Consider the following 16318-nt stretch of genomic DNA (forward strand, 5'->3'; position numbering starts at 1 on the left):
CTTTCTGCGGAGTGCTATTCTTCTCAACTCCCTGCGCAAGAGAGCGTATTGTACCCCAGCAACGCACGTTCAATTATGGCACCTTCATTTACGCATACGCACTCTCATTCTTTCGCTGATTCTGCCCCAAGCCGCTTGTGGCGGTGGCTAGCTGCCATCAGCGTACTCGGCAATATTGCCCTCAACTACTACTCCAATGCCTTTCCGTTCAATGGGCAAAGCATGGGTACGGTGTCGGCAAAATATCCCACGCTGCTAACGCCAGCGGGCTATGCTTTCTCTATCTGGGGGCTGATTTTTCTGGCCCTGACGGTGTATGTAGTCTGGCAGCTCTTGCCGGCGCAACGTACCAGCATACTGCCCGATGCCGTAGCACAGCCGCTCACGCTGGCCAGCGTAGCTACTGCTTCATGGGTAGTGCTGTTTGCGTATGAGCAGCTGCTCCTGAGCTTGTTGGTAATGCTGCTTATTCTGGGCTCCCTTATTATAGCCTATGGCCGCGCCCGGCGGTTGGTGCTAGCCGATGCTGCTCCGCGCTGGACTAGCTTGCCCTTCGCGTTATACCTAGGCTGGATTTCGGTGGCTGCCACCATCAACAGTATTATCGGGCTCCAACGCATCGGATGGCAGCCAGCGCTCAACCTATCCATGCTGCTGGGGCTGCTGCTGCTGGCCGTGGTAGTGGGGCTGGGGCTGCTCATTAGCCGGGAGTTTCGGGAAGTGGCTTTTCCGCTGGTGGTGGCTTGGGCGTTGGTAGCCATCTGGGTAGCCCAGCGCTACGCTTATCCGGAACTGGGCTGGGCCGCTCTGATAGGCGCCGGTATTGTGGCACTAGGAGGCTTGGTACTGGCTTCTGGGCGGGGCCGAGTGGCGGAGATCTAGCGGGGCCTTGCATAAAAAGACCGGTTAGCTTGGCCAGACCAACTAACTTGCGCCCATCTTCTTCCACCTCAATTTGCTCTTCATGCGTAAGAATATCGTTGCCGGCAACTGGAAAATGAACACCACTTACCAAGATGGACTCGCCTTGGTATCGGAAATCACCAACATGGTGCAGGACGAAGTCACGGGCCCCAACGAGGTGCAAGTGGTAATATGCCCACCGTTTCCGTTTCTGGCCGCCATTGGCAAGCAACTCCCCGCAAGCAGCCGCTTCCATTTGGGCGCGCAGAATTGCAGCCAAAAGGAAAGTGGCGCCTACACCGGCGAAGTATCGGCCAAGATGCTTGAATCAGTGGGGTGCGAGTACGTGATTCTGGGTCACTCCGAGCGGCGGCAGTATTTCCGCGAAGACGACGAACTGCTAAGCCAGAAGCTAAAAGCAGTGTTGGCCGCCGGCTTGAAGCCGATTTTCTGCGTAGGCGAGTCGTTGGAGACGCGCGAGGCTGACGACACGTTCACCTTTATCGGCAAGCAACTGCAAGACGGCCTTTTTCACCTCTCCAACGAGGAATTCGAGCAGGTGGTAATAGCCTATGAGCCTATCTGGGCCATCGGGACGGGCAAAACTGCTACCAGCGCGCAGGCGCAGGAAGTCCATGCCTTCATCCGGGAGCAAATTGCCCGTGCCTACGACGCCGAAGCCGCCTCCAACACCTCTATCCTATACGGTGGCTCGGCCAATGCGCAAAACGCCCGCGAATTGTTCAGCCAGCCCGACGTAGATGGTGGCCTTATCGGCGGTGCCTCCCTCAAGTCGCGCGACTTCACCGAGATTATCAAGTCGTTCTAACCCTGTTGTTTCAAGCAGTACGAATTCTTGTTTGTGTTCACGCAACGGACCCAACTATTCTTCGCTTTGCTTGGGACGGTTACGAACCAAAACCGGCCGGATAATTGTCCGGTAGCCAGCACTGTCTCTTCTGATTTTATATGCTCGCTGAACTCCTTGTATCTGGCTTGCTGGCGCTCAACCCGTTTGCAACTCCCGCGCCTCGCGTACCCTTTGTGGCAGCACCACTAACTTCTTTGGAGCCGTGCCGCATCTACGGTACCATCTATTTGGAGCGCGACCCCCGCCGCCGGGGTTTCTGCTTCGGGGTTATATACGAGGAGCCGGAAGAAGGCTTCGCAGACGTAATGGTGTTTGCGGAAGATAACAAGCTGTTTGCCGACAAACCCGGCCTCTGGTATTTCACGGAAGCCCGCGACTTTGCCGACTACGTGCTGTTCGTAAGCAACCAGCGCGGCATGGCTGATTTCAGCGTCCATTACACCAAAGTGCGCTCCTTCGCTGGCTGTCGAAAGCAGTAACATACTCTGTTGCCATTGAAAAGCCCCACTACATCACGTAGTGGGGCTTTTTTGATGCGGTTAGCCTAAAGTAGTGCTAGACTCTACGCCTTAGGATTGTTTTTCCTCAGGGCGTACCAGAAAACGATGATGCAAACAGCCAGTCAAGTAGTGTCCTTGTTGCTGAGTAGCGCAAAGGGTAGTAGGCTTTTGCTACCCGTATCGGTTTGGCTGGCTTTTCCTGCGAACTTTGTGGCCCGGCACGCTGGACTCACTTGCGTTTCCCCTCTGTTTATTGACTATGGATTTTGTAGAAGTGCGCGTAGTCGCGCCGCGCGAATTGGCCGACATACTAGTAGCCGAGTTGGCCGAAGTAGGGTATAATACCTTCGAGGACAACGACGAAGGCTTTTGCGCCTATATCGACGAAGATCAATTTGCTGCCGATGCTGTGGCCGAAATCATGAGCCGCTACGAAGGGCTTGGTGAGGTAGGGTACGAACACCGCGTCATTACGCGCCAAAACTGGAACGCCGAGTGGGAGAAGAACTTCGAGCCCCTGGTAATTGCCGACAAGGTATCGGTGCGGGCGCCTTTCCACGCCGCCCGGCCCGATTTGGAATACGAAATCGTAATCATGCCGCGCATGTCGTTCGGTACGGGCCACCACGACACTACCGCCCTCATGATTACCAACCAGCTTGACATCGACCACCAAAACAAGCGGGTGCTGGACATGGGCTGCGGTACCGGCATCTTGGCCATTATGGCGGTGCATCTCGGGGCCAGCTACGTGCTAGCCGTGGACGTAGAGCCCTGGACCGCTGAAAATGCCGCCGATAATGCGCAGGAAAACAATGTGCAAGACAAGGTAGAGGCCCGGCTCGGTGATATTAGCGCCTTGGAAGGGGAGGAGCCTTTTGATATCATCTTAGCCAACATCAACCGCAACGTGTTGCTGGAAGACATGGCAGCGTATGGGCAGTACCTGAAGCCCAACAGCCCCATCCTGTTTTCTGGGTTCTACGAGGAAGACTTGCCCCTGATTCGGGAGGCAGCCGAACAGCATGGCTTACGGTATGAAAGCCACCGCGTACAGAACCATTGGGTTTCGGCAATATGTAGAAAATAGATTGCCGAGCGGTGGAAAGACGAGCTAGAAGGGTTTGCCGAACTATAGTTGGCAATTTTTCTAGCTCTTATTTTATAAACACAGCGCCAGCCATTCTTCATCGGACAGGCCGTAGTCTATGGGGTTTTCATGCACCAACGACCGGCTGCTCAATTGGGGCAGTACGTTTTGAGGGGCAACCAAATAGTGACTAGCCAGACGGTCGAGGGCGGCTCGGCCGCGGCGCACTATAATAGTACCGCACTCTGGTCGTTCCTGTATAACAGGGTCAACGAGTAACAGCAAGTCGCGCCATTCGGCTACGGTAGCCGAAGACTTTCCTAAGCGTTGCGTGATGTCGTCACGTAGATTTTGTACCACGCGCAGCAGCGCGTTCGGGGCAAGGGCGGATAGCCGGGAAGCAGCGGTATGCATAGCAGTTGGAAAGGTGAGTACTCGTAAAGAATACGAAGTTGACGTTTGGAAAGATACCTTTTCAAAACGCTACCTCCCAGAGGTAGTAAATAAATAATGTGCAGGTAGCTGAGCTTTTTCCTAAAACGGCTTGTTGCCTCGGTTTGCAGAGTGAAATGCTGAACAATTTTGCGGCGTCTGCCAGATTAGTAGGACGGTAGCCGACAGGAATAGTGCAAAACCATAAAAATCAATGCTGTCTGCAACCTAGGTCCAATAGTGTGGCGACTATTACCGAAATTGTAGACGACTAATCAGGTTCCGACGGAATTATCTATGAAGCAAGCTATTCTCCAATGGCTTTGCTTGGTGCTGTTAGGGGTGAGTGCCCCGGTCCTGGCCCAGCAAAATAAGCCCCAACCAACTAAAGCGCAGCCCGCCAATCCGGCTGCGGCTGCGGCTACGGCTGCACCCAAATTCTCGGGCAAACTTGCCTCTGACCCTGCTCAGTTCATGCAGGACGTACAATTGATGATGGCCACCACCAAAAATGCGGCCGCCATCAGTTCCGGTGTTCGGCTGCAACAGCTGTGGGCTAGCAACAAGCTGACGGCAACACAGCAAGGCAAAGTCGTGGCTTTGTCGCAGCAGATGCTGGCGCTGGGTTTCAGGCCGCGGCCTCACTTCGAGTCGATGTTCTCGGGGCTGGTGGCTGGTGCTACAGTGCAAAATATGTCGGATCAGCAGATGGACGGTTTGCTGGATGTGCTGAGCAAAACGGTGCGCAATATTCCTGGTCCGGAAGCCGCTAAGTTCATAACGGTTACCACGCAGTTCCTAGAAAACAAGGTGCTCTACAGCTCCCGCTACAACAAGCTGCGGGTATCGGGTGGTACCTTCTCGTTTGCTTACAACGAGCAGGATATGCCGAGCTTGGCTCCCGCTGCCGCGCCGGTAGTGGCGCCCACCCCCGAGCCGGTTGCTGCTCCTGCAGCAACCAAGCCCGGCGCTAAGCCAGCAGCTAAACCCAAAGCCGCGGCTAAGAAGAAGAGCAGCGACGGCTGGGACACCGCCGACCTTTGGAGCGGCGGCAGCGGCTGGGGCGACAGCAACGATGGTTGGAGCACACCGGTCAAGAAAGCGCCTGCCAAAGCTGCTCCCGCCAACGGTGCTGCTCAACCAGAACCAGAGCCTGCGGCCGTCTACACACCGGCTCCTTACTACGATAGCTATATGGCGCCCCCAACGCGTGGGCCCGTACTTGTGCTCAAGGACGCTGACTTAACTATTTCGGCCAATTCCGATTCCGTCACTATTCGGAAAACTAGCGGCGCCGTAGTGCCTCTTACCAACAAGTTTGTGGGATACGGAGGGCAGTACGTGTGGCAAGTGAATGCCTCACCTGCCACTGCCGACCTGAATAGCTATGATTTCGACCTCAACAAGGCGGAGTTTACGGCTGAGCCTGTAATGCTTACCTATCCGGCTGTGCTGGAAGCTCCCATCAAAGGGGCGTTGGCGTATAAAAGCATAAAGAAGAAGCCAGGCTCTACAGATTCAGGCTATCCGCGCTTTATCTCGCTCACTAATGATGCGCGCATAAAAAACATCGGCGACAATATTCGCTACTACGGAGGCTTTTCGTTGGCAGGCTCCAAGATGTTGTCTGCTTCGCTCGACGGATCGTTGTCGCGCATTTACGTGGACATGGATGGGAAACCTAAGTTTCGCGCTTCCAGCCGCGCCTACGTACTCGGCGATTCGCTGATTACTGCCGAGCGAGCCGCTATTACCATCTTCGAAGACAAGGTGGATTCGCTCACGCATCCTGGCGTAAGACTGAAGTTTTCCAAGAAGCGCCAAATCCTGCAGCTAGCTCGTGAAAACGGCCTCTATAAAACTACGCCTTACTTCGACTCTTATCACCAAATGGAAATCACGTCGGAACTGCTGACGTGGCCCATCAGCACCCCTACCATCGACTTTGCTATTCTCACGGCCAAGAACCAGGTAACCGCAGGCTTTGAAAGCAAAGAGTTTTACACCAATACCCGCTACCAGCAGATCAAAGCCATCAACAAGCTGCATCCCTTGCAGATGATAGTGGGCTACAGCCTCGAGAACAACAACGCGCGCCGCTTCACGGTGCAGGAGGTAGCTACGTTCCGCAAGTTGCAGCCGGCCAACGTGCGGTCGGCCGTTGCGGGCTTGGCCCGCGACGGGTACGTGGACTGGAACCCCCAAACCCAGCAAATTACGCTACGGCCCAAGGCGCTGCACTACGTGAACTCGTCTAGAGGCAAGAAAGACTACGACCACATTGCCATCAAGAGCCTTTCGCCAGCCGGTAAAAACGCCACGCTCAACCTGGCTACCAACGACCTGCTGGTGCGAGGCGTAGACCGATTCAACTTCTCCGACGATTCGGTGACGGTGTTTGTGAAGCCTGACTCCAGCGTCATTCACATTCAGAAGAACCGGACCATTCTGTTCAACGGTACGGTAGTGGCCTCTGCCTTCGTATTCAAAGGCAAAGAGTTCAAGTTCGACTATGATGGGTTCTTTATTGACTTGGCGAAGATTGACTCCATCATTGTAAAAGGCAAAGGCTCGAAAGGGTCGGTGATGAAGGCCAAGGCCACGGACTTTACCCTTACCAACAAGAAGAAGGAATCGTCCGGTAAGCTTTACATCAACCACCCCAACAACAAGTCGGGGCGCAAGAAGCTGGGCGCCTATCCTTCATTCGACGCCAGTACCGGTGCGTACGTGTACTTCGACAAGCCTGAGGTGCTAGGCGGTGCCTACGATACCACGGTTTACTTCGACATTCCGCCGTTCAAACTTGACTCGCTCAACAACAAGAACCGGTCGGCAGTAGGCTTCAAAGGCACGTTCGTGTCGGGCGGTATCATGCCCGACTTCAAAACCAAGCTAGCCTTGCAGGAAGACGGGTCGTTGGGCTTTGTCTATGACTTGCCCAAAGAAGGTGTGCCTGTATACGGTGGCAAAGCCCGGCTCTTCAATAGAGTGAAGATGAGCAACCAGGGTATCCAGGGTGTGGGAGACTTGAAATACCTGACCAGCACGTTGCAAAGCGACCAGTTCGTCTTTTATAGAGACTCGGTCGTGACGGTGGGGAAATCGGGGGTGGTTCAGCCAGGGCCGCTCAACGGGGTTGAGTTTGCGAAAGTGAACTTGCCGGTTGGCTACCAGATGAAATGGGCCGTAAAGTCGGATTCCATGTACCTGAGCAGCCAGCCGAACGGACAGCCACTAAAATTCTACGGCGACCAATACGGCTTCAAAGGTACCGCCACGCTCACGCCCGGTGGCCTCTACGGCGACGGCCGGATGGAAGGACCACAGTCATTTATCCGGTCCACCCAAATGGCGTTCAAGCCAACCAGTTATTCCGGTAAGAAATCGACGTTGAGCATTAAGTCGGCGGAAGTAAACAAGCCTGCCCTGACGGCCAACAACGTGGAATTCGCCTTCGACGTGAAAGGGGCAAATGCTTCGTTCTCGCGTGAGGAAGGAGACAACAAATCCAGTATCGACCTGCCGTATTCCGACTACCGCACCACGCTGTCGGGGGGTAAGTGGGATTTCAAGAAAAAGACCGTACAGCTGAAAGTGGCACCCGGTGCCGACTCCACCCGGTCGTATTTCTATTCCACCAAGCCCGAGCAGAACGGCTTGCGGTTCCGGGCTGCCACCGGGACATACGATTTGGCCCGCTACCGCTTAGTAGCAGGTGGAGTTCCGCACATTGCCGCGGCTGATGCATGGATTGAGCCTGACTCCAACAAGGTGTACGTGCTGGCCAACGCGCAAATGCGCGGTTTCAAGAACGCCAACATCGTGATGGACACGCTGGCCAAATTCCACAGTCTCTACAAGGGCGATGTGCAGGTGGTGTCGCGCAATGCCTTCACGGGTAATGCCCTCTACAGCTACAAAAACGCCGCTGCCGACTCGTTTGCCATCAAGTTTGCCAACTTCCAAGTGGATTCCACGGGCACGGGGCAGGTGGCTGGAAAGGCAGCGAAAGGTGGCAAAAGCTTGCTAAAGAAACGCCCGGCCGATGCGCCACTATCACCAGCAACGGTAGCAGTAGCTAGCATTCAAGCCACCGAGAAGTTCCACTTGGCTCCGCGGATTGCGTACCGGGGTGGTATCAATATGAGTTCCAAGCGGCGAGGCTTCACTTTTGATGGACAGGCTCGGCTGGAGTTCAGCGAGAAGCCTAGCTCAGCAGAGTGGTTTGCGGTGCAGGATAGTATCGACCCGAAAGCGGTGCGTATCAAACTGCTAGAGCCCAAAACCGAGGAAGGTCTGCCGATGATGACCGGCCTGTTTGTCTCGGATGCGACCAGCAAGGTGTATCCGCTGTTTGTGGCTGGCAAACCCACTGCCACGGATATGAACCTGTTCACAACCAACGGCTACCTCACCTTTGACAGCAAGAAGCGCCTGTTCACCATCGCCAACCACGACCTAGCAGACCCCAACATCTACGAGGGTTCGGTGCTGACCTTCAATGATTCGACGGCGGCTATGAAGTTCCGTGGCAAGTTCAACTTCATCAACTCTACCAAGGACTATGGTATCACCGCTTCGGGTGTCGGCACGGCCAAGCCTGATAGCAACATTTACGCGCTGGACGCCTTCATGGCGTTTGACATCAACTTGCCGGAGAAGGCCATAGAGGCCATGGCTACCGACATGACTACCAACACCAAGGGGGCACCCGAGGCGTTGAATGGCTCGCAAGAGGAACTCTACAAACTCGGTGAGTTTATGGGTAGCAAAGGCGTGCAGACCTATGCCGAGCGGCGGGGTAAGTATGAGCCGTTGCAGAAACTCTCGCCCAAGTTCCTGCATACCGTTGTGCTGAACAAGGTGGATCTGCGTTGGAACAACAAGCTGAACGCGTGGTATTCGGTGGGTAAGATTGGCTTGGTGAGCATCGGCAAGAAGGATATCAATGCCCTGATTGATGGGCACATCGAGATTCGCAAGGAGGCTGGTGCCGACTTGGTAGAGCTGTATCTGGAAGCGGAGCCGCAAACGTGGTACTACCTCAAGTACTCTGGGTCGGCGTTGCTGGCAAAGGCGCAGCACGGCTCCTTCGACGAAATTGTGGGTTACAAAGCCAAGGGTGACTACAACACGGCCACGCAATACGGCTTCTACCTCGGCGACGACCAGGAGGTGCAGCAGTTCCTGACCCACTTCCGCAAAGACTACTTGAAGGCTGACCCCAAAAAGAAAATCGTGGTTTCTTCGGCCGTGCCGGGTGACAACAACTTCGAGGTAGATGCCGACGCCAACAAGAAGAAAAAGAAGAAAGGCAACGAGCCAGCTTTCGATGCGGACGGGATGCCAATCGACGACGCTCCTGTTGACGCCAAGAAAAAGAAGAGCAAGAAAGAGCTGGCCGCCGATGCTGCTGATGCTGACGCATTCGGTGGAGATGCTGCGGCTCCAGCTCCGGCCGACACCAAGAAGAAGAAAAAGGAAGAGGCTGCTCCAGTTGCGGAGCCTGCTGAAGACACCAGCAAAAAGAAGAAGGCTGAGCCAGCCGCCGCCGATCCTATTCCTGCCGACGAGCCCCCTGTTGACGCCAAGCAAGCCAAAAAGGAAGAAGAGCGCCAAGCTAAGGAAGCCGAAAAGCTAAAGAAGGAGGAAGGGAAAAAGGCCAAGGAAAACGAGAAGAAAAAGAAAGCCAAAGAGGATGACCCCTTCGGTGATTCTTAAAATTGACAACGCCCCGGTCACTGATCGGGGCGTTTCTTTTATAAGGAAAGCTACGTAGCAACAGAAGTCAGCATATTACTCGTACTTCTATCTTTGGCGTATTGCCCTCCCATCTCTGCCCCGAATGAACCTACCTCTCGTCCTTGGCCTACTTGTGGCCGCCTACTTACTCGGCTCCATTCCTACCGCCCTGTGGGTAGGCCAGCGTTTCTTCGGCCTCGATATTCGGGAGCATGGCTCAGGCAACGCCGGGGCCACCAACACGTTCCGGGTGCTAGGGAAAAAGCCGGGTTCCTTTGTGATGGCAATAGATGTGCTCAAGGGCTGGGCCGCCACGTCTCTTGCACAGGTGATGCTAAACCAAGGGGCTATTCAAGCCGAGCAACTGCTGTATTTCCAGTTAGCGTGCGGCATCCTGGCTATCGTGGGGCACATTTACCCGATATTCGCAGGGTTCAGGGGCGGCAAAGGAGTGGCTACGGTGCTGGGCATGATGCTAGCCATTGCCCCAGCCACGGTCGGCGTCTGCATCCTGGTGTTTCTGGCGGTGCTGGCCGTTTCGCAGTACGTTTCTCTCTCTTCTATGACGGCCGGTGTCACCTTCGCGTTGCTACAGCTGCTGCCTGCCTTTCGCCCGCAAAACTCGTTGTTGCTGTGGTTCGGTTTCATTTTGGCCGCTTTGCTCATCTATACTCACCGCGCCAATATCGGGCGGCTGCGGGCCGGCACTGAAAGCCGCGTGCCGCTGCCTTGGAAACGGAAGTAGAAGCACAGATGAGCTAGCTAAGAGCAGACTGCTGTTTTATAATCTGCTGACGGCTTGTTTCGAATAAGACTACAGTAATGCTTGGAGAACAGTAAGGCTGAAAAGCAGTGTTTATGGAAGCCATACTACCTTTACTCTCGCATTCCCAACTAACCCCATTGCCCGCATGGCTTCTTACCTCGCAAGCAACCAAGAGCGTTTCCTCACCGAACTAATCGACTGGCTTTGTATTCCCTCTGTTTCCGCCGACCCGAAGTTTCAGGCCGATGTGCGGAAAGCCGCCGACTACCTGGCCGACCGCCTGCGGGAAGTAGGCTTGGAAAACGTGGAACTGTGCGAAACTGCCGGCAACCCCATCGTCTACGCCGACAAAATCATTGACCCCAGCCTGCCTACGGTGCTCGTATACGGCCACTACGACGTGCAGCCCGCCGACCCGTATGAGCTGTGGGATTCGCCGCCGTTTGAGCCCGTTATCAAAGACGGCAACATCTACGCCCGGGGTGCCTGCGACGACAAAGGCCAGGTGTACATGCACGTCAAGGCCTTTGAGGTGATGATGCAGGAAGACGGTGGGGTGCCGTGCAACGTGAAGGTGATGTTTGAAGGCGAAGAGGAAATCGGCTCCAACAACCTGGGCATCTTCGTGAAAGCCAACAAGGAGAAACTGGCCGCTGACGTTATACTGATTTCGGATACCGGCATCTTGGCCAACGATACGCCTAGCATCGAAGTGGGCTTGCGTGGCTTGAGCTACCATGAAGTGGAAGTGACTGGCCCGAACCGCGACCTACACTCCGGCCTCTATGGCGGTGCCGTGCCGAACCCCATCAACGTGCTATGCAAGATGATTGCTAGCCTGCACGACGAGAACAATCACATCACCATTCCCGCCTTCTACAACAACGTAGCGGAGCTCAGCGCCGAAGAACGGGCGGAAATGGCCAAAGCTCCGCACTCAGACGAGGAGTTCAAAAAGAGCATTGGCCTCTCCAACATCTACGGCGAAAAAGGCTACTCCACAATGGAGCGCACCAGCATCCGGCCTACGCTCGACGTAAATGGTATTTGGGGCGGTTACACTGGCGAAGGCGCTAAAACCGTTATTGCCTCCAAGGCCTACGCCAAGATTTCCATGCGCTTGGTACCCCACCAGACTTCCGACGAAATAACGGCCCTCTTCCAGCAGCATTTCGAAAGCATTGCGCCTAGTGGCGTGCAAGTGAAAGTAACGCCTCACCACGGTGGCGAGCCCGTTGTAACGCCAACCGACTCGGTGGCTTACAGAGCCGCCGCCGATGCCATGGAAACCACCTTCGGCAAGCGCCCTATTCCTACGCGCGGCGGCGGTTCTATCCCTATCGTGGCTATGTTCAAAACGGAACTCGGCTTGGACACCGTGCTGCTTGGTTTCGGCTTGGATTCCGATGCTATCCACTCGCCCAACGAGCACTATGGCGTATTCAACTTCCTGAAAGGCATTGAAACCATTCCGCATTTCTACCGCAACTATGCGGCGGCCATGCAGAAGTAGTTCTGTGTGTAGTAATGCATCTAAAAAAGCAAAAGGGGTTCCGCCATAGTGGAACCCCTTTTGCTTTTTGCAGTGGTCTAGGAGCTAGCGTGAGTGGTGCCAACTCGGTTTTGGCTGGCACCTGCTTCTCTTTTGCCTATGGCACATACACGTTTGGCAGGGCCCGTGTAGAACAAGAGCTTACTGCTTTTCTAGGCAAGCTCACCGTCGCCTAGGGTCGCGTGGCCAAACTACTTCGGCTTGATGAGGGCACCCAAGTAAAACTGCATCGTGCTGTTTCGGATGCGCGTTTGAACAATGTCTCCGGAAAAGTTGATGTCACGATACAAGTAGATGAGGTCTGCATTGTAACGCCAGCCAACCTGAATGCCGGTTTCGTCTTGGTAGCCGAAGCCGAGGGCAAAGCCATAGAGTTGGCTCTTGAACGGCTGCTTACCCACGTTGTCCAACCCTTCCACATTCGACTTCGCAGAAAGCAACCAACTGTAGCGCGGACCTACTTCCACAAATAGGTCGTCCAAGGTGTACTGAGCCACCACTGGGATATCGAGGTAGGCGAGGTGGTGCATAATGCTTGGCCCGTATATCAAAGAATTATCGCCTTTCAACGAGTATTGAGCCTCAGCTTGCACGCCCACGTGCTTTGTAAACTCAACCTGCACCATACCGCCCGCATGCCCGCCCAGCCGAATAGCACTGTCGTTTACGTCGGCTCCAACGCCATTTGAGACGTTGCCTCCCATCTTTGCGCCTATTTTCACCTGCTGCGCGACACCAACCGAACTAGTTGCGCACAACAATACAGCAAGCAATTGGCTTGTCTTCATCCTAGTTGAATAAATCACGGTAACAAGTTGCTGATTAGTGGAATCTCACTGGCCACCTAGGCCCTTCTTACACCAAGCCGCACCTGTTGGAGCCTAGCCAAGCGAATACCACCAACAGCAGCTGATAATAACAGATCAACTGGAAGAAACCGCATAGCCGCAGGGGACAAATAGTGCCAGTGAATATGCTCAATAACTAGTATTCAACTCAATTATTGTTGTGCACAGAGAAGCCCACGCAGTGGATGTGGCGTGCCTAGCGTCCGTTGAACGAATAGGTAAGGTAGAGCTGAAAAGCACTGTTACGAAGATTGTCTTGGTATGTGATGTTTCCTACTGTGTATGACTTATCTACTTTGGTAATGCCGCCATTGTAGCGTAGCCCAATGCCAATACCACTTTTGCGTTGATAACCTAAGCCAAACAAGTAGCCAAAATCAACAGTGTTATAAGCATCTTTAGAGTCGATACTAGTGTTAGTAGTTTTGTTCTGAGCAGCTAACAAGAACCCAACCTGCGGCCCAGCTTCAAAAAATAAACCATCAGCATTGACATGAAATGCCAGAGGTACATCTAGATAGCTTAAGCGTTGGGTAAAGGCATTCTTAATCTTTGCTCCTTTCTGTGAGTAGATGAGTTCTGGCTGGAATGCGAACAGCTTGGTAAACCCAATATTGGCGAAAGCACCTCCATGAAAGCCAAAAACACTTTCGTAGTTATTTACCTCCTTGCCAGCGAAAGACGAGAGAGTACCACCAGCTTTCAACCCCAGGGATACATCACTTTGTGCCTGAGCCGCGCCTGCTAAACCAAGAAGCAAGGAGAAAGAGAAAAGTAGTTTCTTCATAAATAGTAGTCGGTGAAAAGCCGTGCAATAAAGGCGCGAAGCTATAACGAAAACCCATGACGGTTCTGTATTGCCCACCAAAAAGCCTCTTCCCAATACGGAAAGAGGCTTCAGAAGTGCTCAGGATAGTTATTTATTCGGAATCAGGTAACCAAGCGACAGCTGGAATGCAGAGTGGCGGGCGTTGGCCAAATCACCGTTGAAGTACGAGGCGTTGTCGCTCTTCACAAAGTCGCTGAGGGCACCGGTATAGCGTAGGTTCAAGCTTACGCCGTTGTCGGCTTGGTAGCCAAGGCCGGCCACGTACCCTAGCTCGCTCCGATTAAGGCCGCTCACGTCTTTTTTGTCTTGTACTTGCGTAACCTCCGGCGTACCGTTGGGCTGGCGGGTACGGGTAACTTTGGTTTCGTTGTTGGCACTCAGCAGATACGAGTACTGTGGTCCGGCTTCCACCACAAAGCCACCGGCATTGATCTTCAGCAGCACCGGCACATCCAGGTAATTGTAGTTGACGTTGCCTTCCCGTTTATCGGTGTACCCGATACCCAGAATAGTGTTGGTGTACTCTGTAGGCTTGTTCTCGAAGCCCTTCTGCGAATACAGGATTTCCGGCTGTATCGAGAAGAAGCCGTCGCCGGTAATGTCGGCGTTCAACAGTACACCGCCCAGAAAACCAATTTTGTTGTTGTAAGTGGTTTCGTTCCTGACGTTGCCGGCCAAGTTGGAGTAGTTGGCGCCGGCCCGCAAACCCAGCCGTACGCCCTGTGCCCGCACAACCGAAACAGAAGATAAAGTCAGCAAAGCGGCCAGTGTAAAAAAGGTCTTTTTCATGAGTGCGAAGAGAAAGTGTAGTTAGACTTGATGCACATGAGCGGCCAAAATCTAAAAGTGTGCCAAGCGTGTTGTTGAGCTTGGGAAAGGGCATAAAAAAAGCCTCATCTGCAAACCAGATGAGGCTCTTAAAATTTTAGCTAATTGTTACTTGCTCCCTAGCAGATAGCCCACCGAAGCCTGGAATACCGAGTTGCGGGCGTTCCGTGTATCGTCATCCTGGTAGCCATCCTTCCCAAAATCTGTGAAGGAGCCGTTGTAGCGCAAGCCCAGCACCAAGCCACCATCTGACTGGTAACCTAAACCGGCAGCGTAGCCAATTTCGTTGCGGTTGACGTTGTCGAGGTTGATCGTGTTATTGTATTCAATTACAGTGTTACCATTTGATGTGGACTTGTAATCGTTCTTGGCCTTCAGTAGGTAGCTATACTGTGGTCCAGCTTCGAAATACACGTTGCCTGCCTTAATTTTTAGCAGTACAGGCACGTCGATGTAATTGTACGTAACGCTACCGTCGTCTTTTCTTCTAACGGTTCCAAAAGTGAATTCCTGATCAGCATACGTGTATCCTTTCTGCGAAAACAGCACTTCTGGTTGAACCGAGAGAAAGCCGTCGTCAAGCAGACCTATGTTGAGCATTACTCCACCGTGGAAGCCAATCTTATTTTCAAATCGGTCTTCGTTGACAAGGTCGCCGGAGAGATTGGAAAGGTTGGCGCCTGCTTTCACACCCAACCGGATACCCTGAGCGTGGGCAGCGGGAGCGGCTGCTAAAGCAGCAAAAGCAGTGGCAAGAATGAGGGTTGTCTTTTTCATGACAGTGAGAAAATAAAAGGGGGAAGACAGATGTGCGGGAACCACGCTGTCTTACGTATTCCCATACTGTGCAGTTTATGAGGTGTACAAAAACTTAACAAATAAAAAAGGCCGCTCCCTTAAGAGCGGCCTTTTCGTAAGGTTGTGTTAGTACTACTTGGTAGGAATCAGGTAGCCGAGTTGCAGCGTGAAAGCATTGTTGAATGCTTTGGGCTCGTTGTCGGTGTCTTTCGTGTCAAGCAAAGAGTTGAAACCCCGAGCATAACGCAGGCCTAAGCTGATACCACCTTCGGTCATATAACCAACACCTGCTACACCGCTGATGTCGAACTGCGCCAAGTCAGACTTGTATGAATCGCCACGAGCGACACCTGAATAGTCAAGGAAGCTGCCATCAGCATCCACTTTGTCTTTAGTGTTGTCCGTGTATTTGGTAGTTGTCTGCGATTTGTTTTTTGAACCGAACAAATAGCTTACCTGTGGTCCTAGCTCGAAAAACAATCCGCCAGCGTTGATTTTAGCGAGCAGGGGCACATCTATGTAATGTAGCACACGCTTCTGCTCTTGCTCTACTGACTTGATGTTCGCAGGCAAACCTGATTTCTGTTCTGTTTCAATCTCATAGCCTTTGCGGTTATAAAGCAACTCGGGAGCAAAAGAGAAGAAACCATCGCTGGTCAGCGGAATAGAGAAGCTCAGACCAGCATTGTAGCCTATCTTATAGTCTCCTATTTTGGAGCTGTAGTTTGCGCCGGTGATCTGGGTCACTTCATCACCAGAAACGTTGGAATAAGTACCACCAACTTTAACGCCGAGGCGGAATCCGCCGGCATCCTGAGCTTGGGCGAACGAAATAGAAGCAACAGCTGCTGCTGCAGTAAGAGTGAGAAACTTTTTCATGAAAAAGGGGTGGTGAGGTAGCAAACACAAATCAACAGCACAGCTCTGGGCCAGAGGGCCCCGATGGGCCGCACATCTGGCTTTCTATCGCACAAACTCCTTATTTTGTTACATAAAAACAGAAAAATAATCTTACGTCGAGCTACATCACAGGCTGTTAACACAATGCATATTTTTGTGTTGCCTTCAGTTTGTAGTATGCTATTTTCAAGATATTCAGTTTTTCTTTTCGTTTCATTAAGCTTGTTACGCTGGGTTCCGGCTTGGGCTCAGGCGC

13 protein-coding genes are annotated in these 16318 nt (G+C 53.2%); 7 read left to right on the top strand and 6 right to left on the bottom strand.

The annotated features are described in order from the left end of the window. The first annotated feature begins 75 nt into the window (after nucleotides 1-75). From MTX78_RS02665 to prmA, 4 genes are all read left to right on the top strand, one after another. Entirely contained in the window at nucleotides 76-882 is an 807-nt protein-coding gene (locus MTX78_RS02665; protein ID WP_243799672.1) for a hypothetical protein, read from the top strand. 82 nt (nucleotides 883-964) lie between these two features. Continuing rightward, a complete protein-coding gene (gene tpiA / locus MTX78_RS02670) occupies nucleotides 965-1732 on the top strand; it encodes a triose-phosphate isomerase (protein WP_243799674.1) in 768 nt (255 codons plus the stop codon). 140 nt (nucleotides 1733-1872) lie between these two features. Further along, nucleotides 1873-2253: a DUF6150 family protein gene (locus MTX78_RS02675; protein ID WP_243799675.1), complete on the top strand. Its 381-nt coding sequence runs from the start codon at nucleotides 1873-1875 to the stop codon at nucleotides 2251-2253. Between the two features lie 280 nt (nucleotides 2254-2533). Beyond that, nucleotides 2534-3364 (top strand): 50S ribosomal protein L11 methyltransferase, encoded by an 831-nt coding sequence (gene prmA, locus MTX78_RS02680; protein WP_243799677.1) that lies wholly within the window; start codon nucleotides 2534-2536, stop codon nucleotides 3362-3364. Between the two features lie 72 nt (nucleotides 3365-3436). Here the strand turns inward: prmA and MTX78_RS02685 are convergent, their stop codons facing one another. Then, entirely contained in the window at nucleotides 3437-3778 is a 342-nt protein-coding gene (locus tag MTX78_RS02685) for a hypothetical protein (RefSeq protein WP_243799679.1), read from the bottom strand. Nucleotides 3779-4093: 315 nt separating this feature from the next. On the opposite strand from MTX78_RS02685, the gene MTX78_RS02690 reads away from it, so the two are divergent. The 3 genes from MTX78_RS02690 (at nucleotide 4094) to MTX78_RS02700 (ending at nucleotide 11820) form a co-directional block, all read left to right on the top strand. Continuing rightward, complete coding sequence (locus tag MTX78_RS02690; RefSeq protein WP_243799681.1) at nucleotides 4094-9520, top strand: hypothetical protein; 5427 nt, start codon at nucleotides 4094-4096, stop codon at nucleotides 9518-9520. Nucleotides 9521-9644: 124 nt separating this feature from the next. Next, entirely contained in the window at nucleotides 9645-10286 is a 642-nt protein-coding gene (gene plsY / locus MTX78_RS02695; RefSeq protein WP_243799682.1) for a glycerol-3-phosphate 1-O-acyltransferase PlsY, read from the top strand. A 166-nt stretch (nucleotides 10287-10452) separates the two neighbouring features. Then, nucleotides 10453-11820 carry a dipeptidase gene (locus MTX78_RS02700; protein ID WP_243799684.1) on the top strand — a complete coding sequence of 456 codons (1368 nt, stop codon included), beginning with the start codon at nucleotides 10453-10455 and terminating at the stop codon, nucleotides 11818-11820. 230 nt (nucleotides 11821-12050) lie between these two features. On the opposite strand, the gene MTX78_RS02705 is transcribed toward MTX78_RS02700, so the two are convergent. The 5 genes from MTX78_RS02705 to MTX78_RS02725 all read right to left on the bottom strand — a co-directional run bounded on the left by MTX78_RS02705 (nucleotide 12051) and on the right by MTX78_RS02725 (nucleotide 16041). Further along, a complete protein-coding gene (locus tag MTX78_RS02705) occupies nucleotides 12051-12647 on the bottom strand; it encodes a porin family protein (protein WP_243799685.1) in 597 nt (198 codons plus the stop codon). A 256-nt stretch (nucleotides 12648-12903) separates the two neighbouring features. Beyond that, nucleotides 12904-13494, bottom strand: a complete 591-nt coding sequence (locus MTX78_RS02710; protein ID WP_243799687.1) for a porin family protein — start codon at nucleotides 13492-13494, stop codon at nucleotides 12904-12906. Between the two features lie 129 nt (nucleotides 13495-13623). After that, nucleotides 13624-14325 (bottom strand): porin family protein, encoded by a 702-nt coding sequence (locus MTX78_RS02715; RefSeq protein ID WP_243799689.1) that lies wholly within the window; start codon nucleotides 14323-14325, stop codon nucleotides 13624-13626. Nucleotides 14326-14472: 147 nt separating this feature from the next. Further along, entirely contained in the window at nucleotides 14473-15141 is a 669-nt protein-coding gene (locus tag MTX78_RS02720) for a porin family protein (protein ID WP_243799691.1), read from the bottom strand. 153 nt (nucleotides 15142-15294) lie between these two features. After that, the gene (locus MTX78_RS02725; RefSeq protein ID WP_243799693.1) at nucleotides 15295-16041 is read right to left on the bottom strand and encodes a porin family protein; all 747 of its coding nucleotides are present in this window, start codon (nucleotides 16039-16041) and stop codon (nucleotides 15295-15297) included. Nucleotides 16042-16318: the final 277 nt, after the last annotated feature.

This window comes from Hymenobacter tibetensis (genome assembly GCF_022827545.1).
In the GTDB taxonomy this organism is placed as follows: domain Bacteria; phylum Bacteroidota; class Bacteroidia; order Cytophagales; family Hymenobacteraceae; genus Hymenobacter; species Hymenobacter tibetensis.